Annotated in this window: 17 protein-coding genes; 6 read left to right on the top strand and 11 right to left on the bottom strand. The window is 69.7% G+C overall.

Translation table 11 applies throughout. The features are described 5' to 3' along the window. Positions 1-6: 6 nt before the first annotated feature. From ACFYTQ_RS10810 to ssd, 6 genes are all read right to left on the bottom strand, one after another. Positions 7-219, bottom strand: coding sequence for a DUF4244 domain-containing protein (locus ACFYTQ_RS10810; RefSeq protein WP_387359137.1), 213 nt, complete (start codon positions 217-219; stop codon positions 7-9). Between the two features lie 57 nt (positions 220-276). Next, on the bottom strand, positions 277-873 hold the full coding sequence (locus ACFYTQ_RS10805; protein ID WP_387359135.1) for a type II secretion system F family protein: 597 nt from the start codon (positions 871-873) through the stop codon (positions 277-279). A 241-nt stretch (positions 874-1,114) separates the two neighbouring features. Then, positions 1,115-1,906, bottom strand: coding sequence for a type II secretion system F family protein (locus ACFYTQ_RS10800; protein ID WP_387359133.1), 792 nt, complete (start codon positions 1,904-1,906; stop codon positions 1,115-1,117). Between the two features lie 67 nt (positions 1,907-1,973). After that, positions 1,974-3,161, bottom strand: coding sequence for a TadA family conjugal transfer-associated ATPase (locus tag ACFYTQ_RS10795; protein ID WP_387359131.1), 1,188 nt, complete (start codon positions 3,159-3,161; stop codon positions 1,974-1,976). Between the two features lie 157 nt (positions 3,162-3,318). Continuing rightward, entirely contained in the window at positions 3,319-3,795 is a 477-nt protein-coding gene (locus ACFYTQ_RS10790) for a hypothetical protein (protein WP_387359129.1), read from the bottom strand. Next, positions 3,792-4,877, bottom strand: coding sequence for a septum site-determining protein Ssd (gene ssd / locus ACFYTQ_RS10785; protein ID WP_387359127.1), 1,086 nt, complete (start codon positions 4,875-4,877; stop codon positions 3,792-3,794). The genes ACFYTQ_RS10790 and ssd overlap by 4 nt, the downstream gene beginning before the upstream one ends. A 277-nt stretch (positions 4,878-5,154) precedes the next feature. Between ssd and ACFYTQ_RS10780 the strand changes: the two genes are divergently transcribed. Next, positions 5,155-5,958 carry an HAD family hydrolase gene (locus ACFYTQ_RS10780; RefSeq protein ID WP_387359125.1) on the top strand — a complete coding sequence of 268 codons (804 nt, stop codon included), beginning with the start codon at positions 5,155-5,157 and terminating at the stop codon, positions 5,956-5,958. A gap of 425 nt (positions 5,959-6,383) precedes the next feature. On the opposite strand, the gene ACFYTQ_RS10775 is transcribed toward ACFYTQ_RS10780, so the two are convergent. The 5 genes from ACFYTQ_RS10775 to ACFYTQ_RS10755 all read right to left on the bottom strand — a co-directional run bounded on the left by ACFYTQ_RS10775 (position 6,384) and on the right by ACFYTQ_RS10755 (position 12,437). Then, positions 6,384-7,127: an oxidoreductase gene (locus tag ACFYTQ_RS10775; protein WP_387359123.1), complete on the bottom strand. Its 744-nt coding sequence runs from the start codon at positions 7,125-7,127 to the stop codon at positions 6,384-6,386. A 122-nt stretch (positions 7,128-7,249) separates the two neighbouring features. Next, positions 7,250-8,941 carry a dipeptide ABC transporter ATP-binding protein gene (locus ACFYTQ_RS10770; RefSeq protein ID WP_387359121.1) on the bottom strand — a complete coding sequence of 564 codons (1,692 nt, stop codon included), beginning with the start codon at positions 8,939-8,941 and terminating at the stop codon, positions 7,250-7,252. Between the two features lie 5 nt (positions 8,942-8,946). Continuing rightward, on the bottom strand, positions 8,947-9,900 hold the full coding sequence (locus ACFYTQ_RS10765; protein WP_387359119.1) for an ABC transporter permease: 954 nt from the start codon (positions 9,898-9,900) through the stop codon (positions 8,947-8,949). Continuing rightward, positions 9,893-10,819 carry an ABC transporter permease gene (locus tag ACFYTQ_RS10760; RefSeq protein ID WP_387359117.1) on the bottom strand — a complete coding sequence of 309 codons (927 nt, stop codon included), beginning with the start codon at positions 10,817-10,819 and terminating at the stop codon, positions 9,893-9,895. Before ACFYTQ_RS10760 ends, ACFYTQ_RS10765 begins: the two co-directional genes overlap by 8 nt. Positions 10,820-10,844: 25 nt before the next feature. Next, positions 10,845-12,437: an ABC transporter substrate-binding protein gene (locus tag ACFYTQ_RS10755; protein WP_387359115.1), complete on the bottom strand. Its 1,593-nt coding sequence runs from the start codon at positions 12,435-12,437 to the stop codon at positions 10,845-10,847. 331 nt (positions 12,438-12,768) lie between these two features. Here ACFYTQ_RS10755 and acs point away from each other — a divergent pair, with 331 nt between their 5' ends. From acs to ACFYTQ_RS10730, 5 genes are all read left to right on the top strand, one after another. Next, positions 12,769-14,721, top strand: a complete 1,953-nt coding sequence (gene acs / locus ACFYTQ_RS10750; protein WP_387359113.1) for an acetate--CoA ligase — start codon at positions 12,769-12,771, stop codon at positions 14,719-14,721. Positions 14,722-14,796: 75 nt separating this feature from the next. Next, positions 14,797-16,005: a Na+/H+ antiporter NhaA gene (nhaA, locus tag ACFYTQ_RS10745; RefSeq protein WP_387359111.1), complete on the top strand. Its 1,209-nt coding sequence runs from the start codon at positions 14,797-14,799 to the stop codon at positions 16,003-16,005. A gap of 38 nt (positions 16,006-16,043) precedes the next feature. Then, the gene (locus ACFYTQ_RS10740; RefSeq protein WP_387359230.1) at positions 16,044-16,514 is read left to right on the top strand and encodes a phage holin family protein; all 471 of its coding nucleotides are present in this window, start codon (positions 16,044-16,046) and stop codon (positions 16,512-16,514) included. 22 nt (positions 16,515-16,536) lie between these two features. Next, a complete protein-coding gene (locus ACFYTQ_RS10735) occupies positions 16,537-17,487 on the top strand; it encodes an alpha/beta fold hydrolase (RefSeq protein WP_387359109.1) in 951 nt (316 codons plus the stop codon). A 62-nt stretch (positions 17,488-17,549) separates the two neighbouring features. Continuing rightward, positions 17,550-17,960 carry a carboxymuconolactone decarboxylase family protein gene (locus ACFYTQ_RS10730; protein ID WP_387359107.1) on the top strand — a complete coding sequence of 137 codons (411 nt, stop codon included), beginning with the start codon at positions 17,550-17,552 and terminating at the stop codon, positions 17,958-17,960. Positions 17,961-17,965: the final 5 nt, after the last annotated feature.

Below are 17,965 nucleotides of genomic sequence, written 5' to 3'. Positions count from 1 at the left end.
GTTCGGTCAGACCTTCGTGTTCAGGGCCTTGTCGATGATCTTGGTGAGGGCGTTGACGATCGAGTCGCCGGTGACCACGGTGTACAGGACCGCACCGAAGGCGGCGGCCGCGACCGTCCCGATGGCGTATTCGACCGTGCTCATGCCCTCGTCGTCGACCAGTGCGCGGATGAGCCGGAAGCGCAGCTTCCACAGTGTCGATCGCACTGTCGCTCGCATGGATCTCTCCCTTCTGTCGATCCGGTGCGGCCGCTCCGCACCGGAGTCCGGATGTGGTCACAGCAGCCCTCCGCCCAGCAGGCGGCCGGCGAGGCCGATCACCACGGGCACGATGCCCAGGCACAGGAACGCGGGCAGGAAGCACAGTCCGAGCGGGCCGCCGATCAGCACTCCGGCGCGTTCGGCTCGCGCCGCGGCGGCGTCCTCGACCTGGGCGCGGCAGTGCTCGGCCAGTTCGGCGACAGCGCCCGCCAGTGCGCTGCCGGAGCGGGCGGAGCGGCGGACCAGACGGGCGAGAGCGGCCAGGTCACCGGAACCGATGTCGGCGGCGGCCCGCTGCCACGCGGTCGCCGGGTCGGCGCCGAGGGCGAGCAGTTCGGCGGCGTGGCGCAACGCGGTGCGAAGCGGTTCGGCGGCCGCGGTGGAGACCGCGCGGGCGGCGATCGCCACGGGCAGGCCCGCGCGGAGACAGGCGGCGAGGAGGTCGAAGGCGGAGGCGTTGGCGAGGGGGTCGAGGGTCGGGGTGGCGGGCTGTCCGGTGGACCGGTGGGGTGCGCCGGACATGGCGCGCATCCGGGCGAGCGAGGAGCGCGGGCCGGGCACCACGAGCAGCGCCACCCCGAGGAGAACCAGGGCGATCGGGGCTGTGGTCATGGTCGTTCCCCGCGCGGTCGGGTCGGACGCTGCCCGGCTGGGACGCGTACTCGCCCGAGTCGCGGCGACTTTCGAACCGAGTGCCTCCGGTATCGACGCTCGGAGTCAATTCGGGGCCATCGGCCCTGGGGCACGTATTGCTCGCGTGATGCGGGATCGTCGCCGTGTCCACGAGTAACAGATTCGGCTCCGAACAGGTTGCGGCTGTGCCCCTTCCGAGTCGAGGCGAGCGAGTTCGGGCTCATATCAACGCCTTCCGGGTGAGTGAGTCGGTCCAGAGGATGCCGAGGCAGCCGAGAGTCGCGCCGAGCGGCAACAGGACGGTTCCGGCCCCAGGGCGGAGCAGGACGGACAGCGGGCTCGCGCCCATGAGTTGGCCGAGGGTTATGCCGATGAGCGGTAGTGCGGCCAGGACCGCGGCGGTGGCGCGGGGGCCCGCCAGCGCGGCGGTGGTGCGGTCGCGGAAACGGGTGCGGGACAGCAGGTCTTGCCGGGTGGCGGTGAGGAGTTCGGCCAGGGCCAGGCCGTATCGCTCGGCGAGTTGCCAGGCGTCGGCGACCCGGCTCAGGTCCGCGGCTATGGGCGCCCGCGGATCTCGGAGGCCGTCGGCGGCATTGCCGCCGAGGCGGCTGCGCGCCGCGCACGCCGCGAAGGCTCGGGCCGCCGTGCCCGCGCTCTCCTCGGCGGCCGCGGCGGCCGCCGCGCCCGGGTGGGCGCCGACGCGGAGTTCGCCGATCACGACCTCCAGACCGTCGGCCAGGGCGCGGCATTGCGCGACTCGATCGCGGTCGGCTCTGCCGCGGCGCAGACGCACGGCGACGGTGGCTGTGATCAGGGCGGCGGCTATGAGCGGACCGGCACCGACGGCCGCCGTCGCGGCCAGGACACAGCCCAACAAGGCGCGAAAGACCCAGGCAGAGGGCATCTTTCGGGCCGTTCTCGGTGGAGCGAACAGGGCCGAGAAGCGTCGCCTGCCCGCTCCCGACGGCAGGGCCACGAGCGCGAGCGCGAGGACGAGCAGCGGGGCGATCATGAGACCTCCGCGGTCGGGTGCCGGTTGTCGGCCCGCACGTATCGGAAGGCATTGCGCGAGTGGCGGTTCATCGGCGGAGCCTTTCGTCGAGGAGGCGCTCGAGCGCGGGGGCCGCGGGGGTGGGCACGGTGTCGGCATGCCATGCGGGGGTGATGTGGATGTGGTTCTCGGGGGTGCGGGTCACCAGGCCGATCTCCTGGAGGCCGCGGTCGCCGGTCGCGCGCCGGTGCATGTGCAGAACGATCTGAACGGCGGCGGCGAGCTGACTGTGCAAGGCGGGACGCGACATTCCGCCGAGGGCGGCGAGGGCCTCCAGGCGGGCGGGCACCTCCCGGGGAGAGTTGGCGTGCACGGTGCCCGCGCCGCCGTCGTGACCGGTGTTGAGCGCGGTGAGGAGATCCACGACCTCCGCCCCGCGCACCTCACCGATGACAATGCGGTCGGGCCGCATACGCAGCGCCTGGCGGACCAGGTCCCGGACGGTGACCGCGCCGACGCCCTCGACATTCGCGGTCCGCGCGACCAGCCGGACCACATGCGGGTGCGGTGGTGCGAGTTCGGCGGCGTCCTCGACGCATACGATGCGTTCGCTCGGGTCGACCTTGGCGAGCAGGCCCGACAACAGTGTCGTCTTTCCCGCGCCCGTTCCGCCGACGACGAGGAAGGCCAGCCGGGCCCGGACGATCCGGTCCAGCAGCTGTTTCGCCTCGGCGGTGACCGCACCGCCCGCGGCCAGCGCGTCGAGGTCCTGGGTGGCGGGGCGGAGGACCCGCAGGGACAGGCAGGTCCCACCGTGGGCGATGGGTGCGAGGACGGCGTGCAGGCGGACGCCGAACGAATCGCCCACCACGCCTTCGATTTCCGGGAGACGGCCGTCGACCCACGGTTGCGCGTCGTCGAGGCGGCGGCCGGCGGCCAGGGCGAGTCGTTGCGCCAGACGCCGGACGGCGGCCTCGTCGGCGAAGGTGACCCGCGTCCGCCGCAGTCCCTGCCCGCGATCGACCCAGACCGCGTCGGGCGCGGTCACCAGGACGTCGGAGACGCGCGGATCGTGCAGCAGCGGTTCGAGCACACCGACGCCGGTCATCTCGGTCTGCAACAGCCGCAGCGCCCGGAGCAGATCCGTATCCCCGAGCACGCCGCCCGCCTCGGCGCGGATCGCGGCGGCCACCCGCGCGGGATCCGGATCCGCCGCCTCGGCGACCAATCGCTCCCGCACCCGATCCAGCAGCTCCCCCGTCACCAGGCCGCTCATTCCTCGGCTCCCTCAGCCGAATCCGGACGCCGCCATCGATCCGCCCCACGCCAGGTGGGACCGGACGCACAACGCGGGCACTCCTCCCTCCGGGCGACCACATCCCACTGCTGATACCGAATCATGCTGCGCCCGTGAGCCGGAAGACCCCAGCCGCTCATCGCCCCGCCTCCGAGTCCTGGTCATCTTCGGATACGAGCGGGGCATCGGCCCCTTCCTCGGAAGCACGGTCCGACCCGTTCGTCGAAGCGGTCGTGTCGGGAACCTCACCGTCCGGTCCCGGCGTCGATACATCGTCGGAAGCATCGCCCACGAAAACGGCTGCGCGAGAGGTTGACTCGGTGGTGCTCGCCGATGCGCACGACTCACTGCTTGGCGCGTCGTCGTGGAGATGCACAGCGGGTGAGGCGGATTCGTCGAGGTCGTCCGAGGCGTCGGCAAGGTCGGGTGCCGAACTCGGCGAAGGCTCGGGTTTCGGACGTGCGGCTCCCACGATTCGGGACAGCGCCGAATCGAGGATCTCGGAAATCGCTGCCGGGCAACGGGTTCGGGCGGACATGAGCCAGCCGTTGACCGCGGTGGTGGCGGGCAGCGCTCGGAGGAGGTAGCGGAGGCGGGCGGTGGGGCCGGTCATCGGGAAACCTCCGGGAGGGCGTCGAGGATGGATTCGGCGGCGGTGCGGAGCGGGCCGCGGGGGTGGGTCAGGCCGGTGCGTTCCAGGCGGTACGGGAGGCCCGGCTGGGGGCGGAAGGCAGACAGGAGGGGCAGGGAGAGGGCCTGGGCCACATCGGCGCCGCGGAGGCCGCCGGGGGCGGGGCCGCGAACCACCAAGGCCTGATTGGGATTTCGAGGACGGAGGTAGGAGACGACGGCTCGGGCGGCGGCTACCGCGCGGAGGCGGGCGGGGACGACCAGGACCACCAGGTCGGCGGCGTCGAGCATCTGGTCGGTGTGCGGGCCGCGGGCGGTGGACACGTCGCAGACGACCAGGTCCCCGGCCGCGCGGCCCGCCGCGACGACCGCGCGAACCGCGCCGGGACCGATCTGATCGGGTGGGCCGTCGTCGACGCGACCGCAGGACAACAGGCTCAGCCGGGGCGCGACCGCGGGCAGGGCGTCGTGCAGGGCGTGGGCGGCGACGCGGCCGTCCTCGACCACCAGGTCGGGCCAGCGCAGGCCGGCGGTCGTTTCGAGGCCGAGCAGCAGGTCCAGGCCGCCGCCGAGGGGGTCGCCGTCGACGAGCAAGGTGTCGTCGCGGAAGCGCTCGGCGGCGGCCGTGAGGGCGACGGCGGCGGCGAGGACCGAGGCCCCGGCCCCGCCGCCCGCCCCGACGACGGCGACCGCGACGCCATCGCCCGAACCGCGCTGGACGTGGTCGGCGAGGGATGCGATGAGGCCGTCGGCCGCGGCGGGCAGGGGGAGCACGCGATCGCTGCCGACGGCGGCCGCGGCCTGCCAGTCGGCGAGGCCGGGTTCGCCCGCGGTGACGACGATGGTGCCCGCGCGTCGGGGACAGCCGGATTCGGCGCAGGCGCGGGCGTTGGCCGCGTCGAGGATCACCGAACCCGCGGCGAGCCACGCGTGCCGGGCGATGGGTGGCAGCCGTTCGTCCAAGCGGCGATCGGCCGCGGCGGCGATGCGCCGGACCTCGTCGCGCAGACGGTGATCGGTGATGAGGACCAGGGCCGAAGTGGGAAGCGCTGCAAGGGGATTCATGCAGGCCAGCGTGGCTCGAGCCGGGAGCGGGCGACAGGGGGTGAACCACGAATGTGGATAACTACGGGGGTGTGGGCAACTTCGAAAAGTGCTGGAAATAGAGGACGACCCCAGCCGGGGGGGGAGGAGGCTGGGGCCGTCGGGGTTCAGCCCCGGGGGGTCGGGCTGAACGCGCCTGGACCATGTCCAGGTGCCAGCAATACTACACCCACGCCCCGCCCGAAACGCAAGTCCACCGGCCGGGCGTCTTTGCGCCACCGATACCTATCCTGGACGCGTGACGAGTACGCGCCCCGAACGCATCGCCGCCTTCTTCGATCTGGACAAGACGGTCATCGCCAAGTCGAGCGTGTTCGTGTTCAGCAGGCCGTTCCTCGCCCAGGGCCTGATCGATCGGCGAACCGTGCTGGAGAGCAGCTACGCGCACTTCCTGTTCCTGCTCTCGGGCGCCGACCACGATCAGATGGAGCGCATGCGTGAGCATCTGACCAAGATGTGCGCGGGCTGGGACGTGAGCCAGGTGCAGGCCATCGTCGCCGAGACCCTGCACGAGTTGGTCGACCCGCTGATCTACGCCGAGGCGGCGGATCTGATCGCCGACCACAAGATTCGCGGCCACGACGTGGTGATCGTCTCGGCCTCCGGGGAGGAGATCGTGGGTCCGATCGCGGCCGGTCTCGGCGCGACGCACACCGCCGCGACCCGCATGGTGGTCGGAAACGGTAAGTACACAGGCGAAGTCGAGTTCTACTGCTACGGCCCGAACAAGGTCGAGGCGATGAACCGGCTGGCCGCGAGCGAGGGCTACGACCTGTCGCGGTGCTACGCCTATTCGGACTCGATCACCGATCTGCCGATGCTGTCCGCGGTGGGACATCCGACGGCCGTCAATCCCGATCGAAATCTGCGGCGGGAGGCCGTTTCTCGCAGCTGGCCGGTGCTCGAGTTCTCCAATCCGGTCTCGCTGTGGGCCCGCTTCCCGGCGCCGTCGTCGACGACCGTGGCGGCCACGGCGGTGGTCGGCGCGAGCGCGCTGCTGGCGGGGGCGCTCAGCTACCGGCTGCTGCGCCGACGCCGCTGAGAATTATTGCGAACAGCTATCAAAAATAACGCGACTCGCCGGATAACACGCCGAAAAATCGAATCCTTCTCACCCCTTGCTGTGAGGCCGCTCACAGAGTAACAATGGACGCACGGAAGGACGGAAGGCCAAGGTCGCAGCCGGAAGAGAAGGTTCGATCTCCCGACCGGTCCTTCCCAGCACGGACGCCAGGTACCCACGCGGAGCGCGCCGCGACAAGGGCAACAGCGTTGTGGGCCTGCGAGTACCGGGCCGCGACGGCGAACGCCTCGCACGAGTTGCGGGGATCAACCGTCCGGATCGGCGCACCGCCGAGGCCGCAGAACACAACCCGACCAGCACGCATGGTAACCGGGTGGTCCGTGCTAGGCGGGCGGCGATGTCGGTGACGACCACGCCGCCCGCTTCGATGTGTCCGGGTCGGTTCAGCCGCGGGCGTCGGCGATCGAACGGGCTTCGCGCGCACCGTCTTCCAGCGCGCCGCAGCACAGGATCACCCAGCCGCCCACCCCGTCGGTGGTGCCCGCGCCGAAGCCCTCGGCCGCGTCCAGATACGCCTGACGGCGGCGCATCCAGAAGACCTCCGGCACGCCGAGGCTGTGCGGGTCGAGCCCCGTGGACACCGACACCAAACGGGAGGCCGCGCGGGCGACGAGACCGTCGGCGCTGCCGAAGGGCCGCAGCGCCAACAACTCTCCGTGGACGACGGCCGCGAGGACGGGCGCGGGGGCGCTCGAGGTGAGTACGGTCTGCGCGAGCAGGTCCAGTCGTTCGGCGACGCCGGAGGCGCTGCGCGGGCGGCCGAGCCGCTCCGGATCGGTCACCAGATCGGCGGCGGCGAGCAGGTGCAGCCGGGCCAGGGCCTGGAGCGGCGCGCGTTGCCAGACGGCGACCAGATTGCGCAGCGCCTCCCCGTCGAGGGCCTGTCCGACCCGCAGCGCCCCCGCGAGGATCGGATCCGCCGGCTCCCCTTCGGGCGGCAGTTCGGTGCCGCCACCGTCGATGGCCGACGACGACCGCGCCGCCCGCACCGCCGCCTCGGCCGCCGTCCCGGGCCAGCCGCGCCGATTGACCTTGTGCCGGTGCACCTCGGCCAGCGCGTCCCGGGCCCGGTCGGCGGCCTCGCGCACACCGGGCAGCTCCACGAGGGGTTGCAGCACGTCAGTCACGACGCCCACGCTAGTCCAGCCCCCATGACCAGCCCCCGAGCCCCGGGCCGCCCTCACTCACTCGTCCCCGAACGCCGCGCCGCTCTCGCTCACTCGTCCTCGGACATGACCGCACCGCACGGTTAGGCCGAGCGCAGCAGGTCGCGGCCGGGGATGGCGTCGAGGAGGCGGCGGGTGTAGTCGGAGCGTGGGTTGTCGAAAACGGCTGTGGTCGAGGCGGATTCGACTATCCGGCCGTTCTGCATGACGACGACGTCGTCGGCTATCTGGCGGACCACGGCCAGGTCGTGGGTGATGAACAGGTAGGACAGGCCCAACTCGGCCTGCAGGGTGTTGAGCAGGGTCAGGATCTGGGCTTGGACGAGGACGTCGAGGGCGGAGACCGCCTCGTCGCAGACCACCACCTCGGGCGACAGGGCCAGGGCGCGGGCGATGGCGACGCGCTGGCGCTGGCCGCCGGAGAGCTCGTTGGGGTAGCGGCGCATGACCGACGCCGGGAGGGAGACCTTGTCCAGCAGATCGCGGACGGTGGCCTCGCGTTCCTTCGGGGTGCCGATGCCGTGGGTGCGCAGCGGCTCCTCGATCGTGCGGTAGATGGAGTACATCGGATCCAGGGAACCGTAGGGGTCCTGGAACACCGGCTGCACCCGGCGGCGGAATGCCAAGGCCGCCTTGCGGTTCAGCATGGCGACCTCGCGGCCGTCGAAGGTGACCCGCCCCTTCGTGGGCGGCAGCAGGCCCAGAACCATCTGCGCCACAGTCGATTTCCCGGATCCCGATTCGCCGACGATGGCGGTCGTGGTGCCGCGCCGCACGCGGAACGACACATCGTCCACGGCGACCAGCTCGCTCGATTTCCACGGCACTCCGCCGCGGATCTTGAACACCTTGGTCAGATTCTCCACGACCACGACATCGTCGGGGGCGGCGGCGAATTCGCCGTCGGTCGCGGCGAGCTGCTCGGCGGCCTCGATGGCCTGCTCGCGCACCTCGGCCCGCTGGCGCACCGACGACAGCCGTTGCGAGGCCAGCGACGGCGCCGAATCGACCAGCTTCTTGGTGTACAGATGTCGCGGCTCGCGCAGAATGTCCAGTGCCGGACCGGATTCCACCACCCGGCCCCGGTACATGACCACCAGATGTTCGGCGCGCTCCGCGGCCAGCCCCAGATCGTGGGTGATCAGCAGGACCGCGGTGCCCAGTTCGCTGGTGAGACCGTCGAGATGGTCGAGGATCTGGCGTTGCACGGTGACGTCGAGCGCGGAGGTCGGCTCGTCGGCGATGAGCAGCTTCGGGCGGCACGACAGGCCCATGGCGATCAGCGCGCGCTGGCGCATCCCGCCGGAGAACTCGTGCGGATACTGGTTGACCCGTCGCTCGGCGTCCGACATACCGGCCTCGGCGAGCAGCTCGGGTACCCGGCGTTTCGCCGCCGCGCCCGTGGCGATGTCGTTGGCCACCAACGTCTCCCGGATCTGGAAGCCGACCTTCCACACCGGGTTCAGATTCGACATCGGGTCCTGCGGTACGAAGCCGATGCCGCGGCCGCGCACGGCGACGACCTCGCGCGCGGACGCCGCGGTCAGATCCTTGCCGTCGAACACGATCGACCCGCCGGTGATCCGGCCGGTGCCGGGCAGCAGATCGATGATCGCGTGCGCGGTCGTGGACTTGCCGGACCCGGACTCGCCGACGATCGCGACGGTCTGGCCCGGATACACCGACAGGTTCACCCCGCGCACGGCCGGGATGGTGCGGCCCTCGGCGGTGAAGCCGACCTCGAGATCGCGCACCTCGAGCAGCGGACGGTCCATCGTGCTCACCTCTTGCGTGCCTTGGGATCCAGCGCGTCGCGCACCGCGTCGCCCAGCAGGATGAAGCTGAGCACGGTGAGCGCCAACGCCGTCGCGGGATAGAACAGGATGCCGGAGGTGCGGATCTCCTTCTGATCCGCGGCGATATCGGCCCCCCACGACACGATCGTGCGGGACAGGCCGACACCCAGATACGACAGCGTCGCCTCGGTCACGATGAACACGCCCAGTGAGATCGTGCTGACCACGATCAGCGGGCCGGCCGAGTTGGGCAGTACGTGCCGGATCAGCGTCCGGAACCGGGACACGCCCAATGCCTTTGCCGCCGTGACGTATTCGCTGTTCTTGGCCTGGATGACCGCCGCGCGGGCGATGCGGGCGGCCTGCGGCCAGCTGAACGAGGCCAGCGTCAGCATGACCGTGAAGATCGTGCGCGACTCCAGCAGCTGCATGACCACGATGGCGGCGAGCATGAGCGGCAGCGCGTAGAAGATCTCCGCGACCCGCGACACGATCGAATCCAGCAGTCCGCCATAGTATCCGGCGAACGCGCCGAGCGTGCCGCCGATCAGCACGAACAGCAGCGTCGCGCCGACGCCCGTCGCCACCGACGCCCGCGCGCCGTAGATCGTGCGCGCGTAGATGTCGCAGCCCTGTTTGTCGAAGCCGAACGGATGGCCACCGCCGGGCGGGCGCATGCTGAAATCGCCGCTGCAATACCGGGGATCGAGGTCGGTGAACAGGCCCGGCCACGCGACCACCAGCAGCACGAACGCGATCAGGACCGCGGCGACGAGGAAGATCGGATTGCGCCGCAACTGCCGCCAGGCGTCGCGCCACACGCTCGTCGGCGCGGCCGTCTCGTCGAGCCGGTCGGTCGCCAGCACCTCCACCTCGTCCGGCGGGGCCACAAAATGTTCCTGGCCGGGCCGGGTTTCGCGGGTCGACGGCTCAGGCATAGCGAATCCTCGGGTCGAGCGCGGCGTAGAGCAGGTCGACGATCAGATTCGAGATCAGGAACACCATGATCAGCACCGTCACGAACGCCACCACCGTCGGCGGTTCGCCGCGGGTGATGGCCTGGTAGAGCGTGCCGCCGACGCCGGGAATGTTGAAGATGCCCTCGGTCACGATCGCCCCGCCCATCAGGCTGCCGAGATCGGCGCCGAGGAAGGTGATCACCGGGATCATCGAGTTGCGCAGGATGTGCACCACGATGACGCGCCGACGGCTCAGCCCCTTGGCGGTGGCGGTGCGGACGTAGTCGGCACTCATGTTCTCCGCCACCGAGTTTCGCGTCAGGCGCAGCACGTAGGCGAACGAGAGCGAGCCGAGCACGATCGCGGGCACGATCAGATCGCCCCACTCGGCCTTGCCGCCGACGGTCACCGGCGCGATCCCCCATTTGATCCCCAGCAGGAACTGCGCCAGGAACCCGACCACGAAAATCGGCACCGCGATGATGACGAGGCTGAGCACCAGCATCGTGGAATCGAACAGCCGCCCCTTGCGCAGCCCGGCGATCAGGCCGAACAGCACCCCGAACACGCCCTCGAAGGCCACCGCCAGGATGGCCAGCCGGAACGTGATCGGGAACGCGCGGGCGAGTTCCTCGCGCACCGGCCGACCCGAGAACGAGGTGCCGAAGTCCAGCGTGAGAATGCCCTTCAGGTACTCCAGGTACTGCACGATGAACGGCTGATCCAGGTGGTAGCGCGCCCGCAGCCCGGCCTCCACCGCGGGCGACATGGGCCGATCACCCGCCAGCGCCCGGATCGGGTCGCCGGGCAGCAGGAACACCATCGCGTAGATGAGCAGCGTCGCACCCAGGAAGACCGGGATCATCTGGAGCAGCCGCCGCACGACATACCAAGTCATGGTTCAACTCCCGGGAGAACGGCGGCTACTTCTCGATGTTCTCGAAATCGAACAGACCCGACCAGGTGACCTCGGCCTTGGTCACCCGATCCGAGCGGCCTGCGGCCACGTTGTAGTCGAAGACCGGGATGTCGGCCATGTCCTGGAACAGGATCTGCTGGGCCTGGGCCAGGATGTCGTACGCCTGTTCCGGGGTGGGCGCGGCCTGCGCGGCGTCGAGCAACCGGACGAACTCCGGATTGGCGTAGCCGACATTGTTGGTGGCCGAACCGGTCAGGTACTGCGAGGTCAGGAATTCGAACATCGACGGGTAGTCGCCCTGCCAGCCGTAGCGGAACGCCTTGCCGATGGACTTGTCGTTGATGGCGTCGCGAATGTTCTTGAACGTCGGATACGGCACGCCGACCGCCTCGATGCCGAGGGTGTTCTTGACGCTGTTGGCGACCGCCTCGATCCACGCCTGATGACCGCCGTCGGAGTTGTAGGCGATCTCGTAGCGGCCCGACCACGGCGCGATGGCGTCGGCCTGGGCCCACAACTTCTTGGCCTCGTCGGGGTTGTACTTCAACACCTCCGACCCGGGCAGATCCTTGCGGAAGCCGGGCAGGGTGAACGCGGTGAAGTCCTGGGCGGGCACCCGGGTGCCGTGAAAGATGTTCTGCGCGATCTGTTCTCGATTGATCGCCATCGAGATGGCCTTGCGGCGCAGCACGCCCTCGGGCCCGCCGAAGTGCGGGACGCTCGGCTGCACGCCGATGTGCTGGGCGTACGCGATCGGCTTGGTCATGGCGCGATCGCCGAGATCCTTCTGGTACGACGAGAGCGCGCTGTCGGGGATGACGTCGAGTGCGTCGAGGTTGCCCGCGAGCAGATCGGCGTAGGCGGTGTCGTAGGACTGGTACATCACGAAGCGCAGGCCCTTGTTCTTGGCGGGGCGGCCACCGTGATAGTCCGGATTCGGCGTCATCTCGATCTTGACGTTGTGGTCCCAGGAGTCGAACTTGTAGGGGCCGTTGCCGATCGGCTTCTCGCCGAACGCCTTCATATCCTTGTACGCCGATTCGGGCAGCGGATAGAACGGCGCGAAGCCCATCTCCAGCTCGAAGTCGATCGAGGGCTGCTTCAGATCGACGGTGAAGGTCTTGTCGTCGACCACCTTCAGGCCCGACATGGTCTGCGCCTTGGGCGGATTCGCGGACACGTCGTCGTACCCGGCGATCTGCTCGAACACCCAGTTCTGCAACTGGGCGTTGGTGCCGAGCGCGCCGTAGTTCCAGGCGTCGACGAAGGATTTCGCCGTCACCGGGGTGCCGTCGGTGAACTTCCAGTCCTTGATGGTGATCTTGTAGTGCTGTCGATCGGTGCTCTCGATCGATTGGGCGACCTCGTTGTGCGCCTTGCCCTCCGCGTCGTAGTACTTCAGGCCCGCGAACAGGCGGTCGACGACGCGTCCGCCCATGTTCTCGTTGGTATTGGTGGGCACCAACGGGTTCTGCGGTTCGCCCCCGTTCACCGTGACGACATCGGTGCCGCCGCCGGAGGAGGAACATCCGGTCAGGGCCAGGCTCGTGGCCAACAGGGTTGCCGCGCCCAGCGCGGTGATCACCTTGAGTCTCAACGCATTCTCCCGGTTCCAGGAAAGCAACAGGAGCGCCGGAGCGCGCAGGGATCCGCCCGCGGGCACCGACGATCCAGGTGGTGAGTCGGACAGTAGCCACCGCCACCCGGGTTGTCAGCGGATCGGCCCGTCTTTGTTCCGGTTGTTAGCAATACAGCAACATTGCCGACTCATTGCCCGCGGTTCCGGGGACGGGTTGGGCAATCCGGATAGCAGCGCCGCTCGACCCATCGAGCGTCCGGACTCCGGCGCGACGCAGGTCATGGGTGGGTTAGGGTCGAACGTGGCCGCGGTCACCCGCGGTCGAAGCGCCTCCGAAAGAAGAGACGAGATGACCGAAACACCCGCTGATCACCAGGATGCCTACCCGCCGACCGCGGAGTTCGCGGCCGCGGCCCACGCCGGTGCGTCTCTCTACGATCGTGCCGCCGCCGACCGCGAGACCTTCTGGGCCGAACAGGCCAGCCGATTGCACTGGCATCGGCCGTGGACGCGGGTATTGGATTGGGACGACGCCCCGTTCGCGCGCTGGTTCGTCGACGGCACCCTGAACGTGGCCTACAACTGCGTGGACCGTCATGTCGCCGACGGGTACGGCGACACCGTGGCCATCCACTGGGAGGGCGAGCCGGGCGATTCCCGCGACCTCACCTACGCCCAGTTGCTGGCGGAGGTCAGCCGGGCCGCCAACTACTTCACCGAACTCGGCCTGGTGGCCGGGGATCGGGTTGCCATCTATATGCCGATGGTCCCGGAGGCCATCGTGGCCATGCTGGCGTGCGCGCGGCTGGGACTGACCCATTCGGTGGTGTTCGCCGGGTTCTCCCCCACCGCGTTGCGGCAGCGGGTCGACGACGCCGAGGCGCGTCTGGTGGTGACCACCGACGGGCAGTGGCGCCGTGGGAAGGCCGCGCCGCTGAAGGAGGCCGTGGACGAGGCGCTGTACGGCAGCGAGCACAGCGTGGAACACGTACTCGTGGTGCGGCGCACCGGAATCGAGGTGCCGTGGGCCGAGGGCCGGGATCTGTGGTGGCACGAGACGGTCGAGCGGGCCTCGGCCGAGCACGAGGCGCAGCCGTTCGACGCCGAGCATCCGCTGTTCATCCTCTACACCTCGGGCACGACCGGGAAGCCGAAGGGCATCCTGCACACCTCCGGCGGGTATCTCACCCAGGCGTCCTACACGCACCACTACGTGTTCGACCACAAGCCGGGCGAGGACGTGTACTGGTGCACCGCCGACATCGGCTGGGTGACCGGGCACAGCTACATCGTGTACGGGCCGCTGTCGAACCGGGCCACGCAGGTGGTCTACGAGGGGACGCCGAATTCGCCCGATGAGCACCGGCACTTCCAGATCATCGAAAAGTACGGTGTCACAATCTATTACACCGCGCCGACGCTGATCCGCACCTTCATGAAGTGGGGCCGCGAGATCCCCGGGGCGCACGATCTGTCCAGCCTGCGGGTGCTGGGATCGGTCGGTGAGCCGATCAATCCGGAGGCGTGGCGCTGGTATCGGGAGGTCATCGGCGCGGGCCGGACCCCGATCGTGGACACCTGGTGGCAGACCGAGACCGGCGCGATCATGATCTCCCCGCTGCCCGGGGTGACCGCGGCCAAGCCGGGCGCGGCCATGACGCCGCTGCCCGGCATCTCCGCGCAGGTGGTCGACGAGGAGGGCAATCCCGTTCCGCTCGGCGAGACCGAGGCCAACGGGTATCTGGTGCTCGATCAGCCGTGGCCGTCCATGCTGCGCGGCATCTGGGGCGATCCCGAGCGGTACAAGGCGACCTACTGGGAGCGCTACGCCGCGCAGGGCTGGTACTTCGCCGGGGACGGGGCCAAGCTCGACAAAGACGGCGACCTGTGGGTGCTGGGCCGCGTCGACGACGTCATGAACGTGTCGGGCCACCGAATCTCCACGGCCGAGGTCGAATCCGCGCTCGTCGGGCACTACGGCGTCGCCGAGGCCGCGGTGGTCGGGGCCAGTGACGCCACGACCGGGCAGGGCATCGTCGCGTTCGTCATCCTCACCGGCGAGGCCAAGAACTCGGGCCAGGATCTGGTCGACGAGCTGAAGGCCGAGGTGTCGCGCGAGATCAGTCCCATCGCGCGGCCCCGCGAGATCCACATCGTGCCGGAACTGCCCAAGACCCGATCGGGCAAGATCATGCGGCGGCTGCTGCGGGATGTGGCCGAGGGGCGGGAGCTGGGCGACACGTCGACGCTGGTGGACCCGAACGTGTTCGAGGCGATCCGGGAGAAGAAGACCAATTGGTAGGCGTTAAGATCGCGTAAGGAGAGCCGGGAAGTCTGGTCGGCGTGAACCGAACGACCGCTCGACCGAAAGGCTCCCGTGATCGTCGCGCTGCGCTCCGAGATCGCCCGAATCCTCCGCACCGAGACCGTCGGCGGCACCCTGCTGCTGCTCGCGGCGGCGGTCGCGTTGGTCTGGGTGAATTCGCCTTGGGGCGCGGCGTATTCGACGATCGCGGACACTCGGCTCGGTGTCCCCGGGTTGGAGCTGACCGTCGCCGAGTGGACCCAGGACGGGTTGCTGGCGGTCTTCTTCTTCGTCGCGGGGCTCGAGCTGAAGCGCGAGTTGATGGTGGGGGAACTCGCGGATCGGCGGCGGGCGATCCTGCCGGTGGTGGCGGCCGTCGGCGGGGTGGTCGTGCCCGCGCTGCTCGCGTGGGGAATCGGGTACGGGTTCCCGGGAATGGATCGGGGCTGGGCGGTTCCGGTCGCGACCGATATCGCCTTCGCGCTGGCCGTGCTCGCGGTGTCGGGGGCGCGGATTCCCGCCACCGCGCGGGTCTTCCTGCTGAGCCTGGCGGTGGTCGACGATCTGATCGCGATCGTGCTGATCGCCGTGCTGTTCACCGGGACGGTACTGGTCGGCTGGCTGCTGCTCGCGGCGGCCTGCCTCGCGGGATGGGCGGTGGCGCAACGGTTTCGGATCCGGACGCCGCTGCTGTACGTGCCGTTGGCGCTGGGCGCGTGGTTCGCGTTGCACCAGGCGGGAATTCACCCCACGCTGGCGGGGGTGGCGTGCGGGCTGCTGACCCGGGTACGGCCCGATCCCGACGAGGACCTCGCCCCCGCCGCCCGGCTCGAACACCTCTTCCAGCCCGTCTCGGCGGGTGTGTGCGTGCCGCTGTTCGCGCTGTTCGCGGCGGGAATTCCGGTGTCGCGCACGGTCTTCGGCGAACTCGTCACCGACCGGCTGGCGCTGGCGATCGGCGTCGGACTGCTCGCCGGGAAGACCCTTGGTATCTTCGGCTCGGGCTGGCTCGCCGTGCGGACCGGCCTCGCGCGACGTCCCGCCGGACTGGGCGCACGCGACATGTTCGCCCTGTCGGTACTGGGTGCGATCGGGTTCACCGTTAGCCTCTTGGTGGCGGAACTGGCGTTCGCGGACGACGTCGCGGCCGAGGAACTGGCGAAGGCGGCCGTGTTGGCGACATCAATGACGGCGTCGGTGCTGGGTTCGGGGCTACTGTTGCGACGAGGCCGCGCGCACCGGGCACGGCAGAACGCGTGCGCCGCCGCCGGAGACGAGTGAAGGCCGGGCAGTACCGGGAATGGAGAAGGGTCGAGCAATTGAGCTTCACACAGGGCGGTAACGGGCAGGACACGGGCCGGGGCCGGACCATATCCTCGATTCCGCTGTCCGAAGTGGACACCTTGGCCGGGGCGAGCATCGGCGATCTCGTGCGCGACGCGGCCGAGCAGGTGTCGACCCTGGTGCGCGCCGAGGTGGAGCTGGCCAAGACCGAGGTCACCGGCGAGATCAAGAAGGGCCTGCAGGGCAGCGTCTATTTCATTCTCGCGCTGACCGTGCTGCTGTTCTCCAGCTTCTTCTTTTTCTTCTTCCTCGCCGAACTGCTGGATGTGTGGCTGGCCCGCTGGGCGGCGTTCCTTATCGTGTTCGCGCTGATGATCGTCGCGGTCGCGGTGCTCGGATTCCTGGGCTACCGCAAGGTCCGCAAATTGCGGGCGCCGCAGAAGACGATCGAATCGCTCAAGGAAACCCGCACGGTGCTCCCGCACGTCGGCAAGCCGGACGCCTGAGCCTGCCATTACGCTTCCGGTCGTGTCGTCGAATCCGATTCCCGACCCGTCCAGCGTCCGCTACGACGGTCCGTGGACCCATCGGGACGTGCACGCCAACGGCATTCGCTTCCATGTGGTGGAGGCGGCCCCGGCCGGTGTGCCCGCCGCCGAGGCCCCGCTCGTGGTGCTGTTGCACGGCTTCGGCGACTTCTGGTGGTCGTGGCGGCATCAACTGCGCGATCTGGCCGACCTCGGCTACCGCACGATCTCGGTCGACCTGCGCGGCTACGGCGACACCGACAAACCGCCGCGCGGCTACGACGGCTGGACCCTCGCCGGTGACGTCGCCGGACTGATCCGCGCGCTCGGGCACACCGAGGCGGCCCTGGTCGGACACGCGGAGGGCGGGCTGGTCTGCTGGACCACCGCGGTGCTGCATCCGCGGCTGGTCCGCTCGATCGCGCTGGTGTCCTCGCCGCATCCGGTGGCGCTGAAGGCGGCCGTGCTGCGCGACGGCCGCCAGCGCGCGGCCTGGCTGCCGAATTTCCTGCGCTACCAGCCGCCGCGCTACGGCGAACACCTGCTGACCACGCTCGACGGCTTCGAGATCGAACGGCTCCTGCGCGGGCGCGCGGGCGTCCGGTGGGCCCGGACCGCCGAATTCGTCGACACCGCAACGCGATTGCGCTCGGCCATCCGCATCCCCGGCGTGGCACACTGCGCGCTGGAGTACCAGCGCTGGGCGTTCCGCAGCCAGTGGCGGCCGGACGGACACCGCTTCATGACGGCCATGCGCGATCCCGTGCGCATCCCGGTGCTGATCCTGCGCGGCGAGGACGACGCCTACATCCTCGACTCGACCGTGCGGCGCAACCACGAACTCAGCCCGAACCGCCGGATGGTCGCGATCGCCGACGCCGGGCACTACGCGCATCAGGAGAATCCCGAGGCCGTCACCGCCGAACTCGCGAAGTCGCTCACCTGCGGTTGACGTGGAGTGCGCTCCAGCTTCTACGGTTCTGTGCGTAGCGATGACCCACGGAAGGATCGACCATGAGCGACAACGACATTCGGCAGGCGAACTTCGACCGGGGGCTCGAGGTCCTGCGGGGGATCAACGGCGACGTCGGGCAGCGGGTGATCGATTCGCTCGCCGACATCTCCCCCGAACTCGGTCACCAGATCGTGGCCTGGGGCTTCGGCGAGATCTACGCGCGCGAGCAGCTGCCGCCGCGGGATCGGCAACTGATCACCCTCGGCGTGCTCACCGCGCTCGGCGGCGCCGAACCGCAGCTCGAGGTGCACATCAACGCCGCGCTCAATGTCGGGCTGACCCCGGCCGAGATCACCGAGGTGTTCCTGCACGCGGCCGGATACTGCGGCTTCCCGCGCGCGCTGAACGCGACCTTCGTGGCGAAGAAGGTGTTCGGCGAGCGCGGGCTGCTGCCGGTCGAGCGGGACTAGCCGGG

Origin of the sequence: Nocardia sp. NPDC004068, from assembly GCF_042874315.1 — a bacterium.
Lineage (GTDB): Bacteria > Actinomycetota > Actinomycetes > Mycobacteriales > Mycobacteriaceae > Nocardia.
This window is presented reverse-complemented; position numbering and strand designations above follow the sequence as displayed.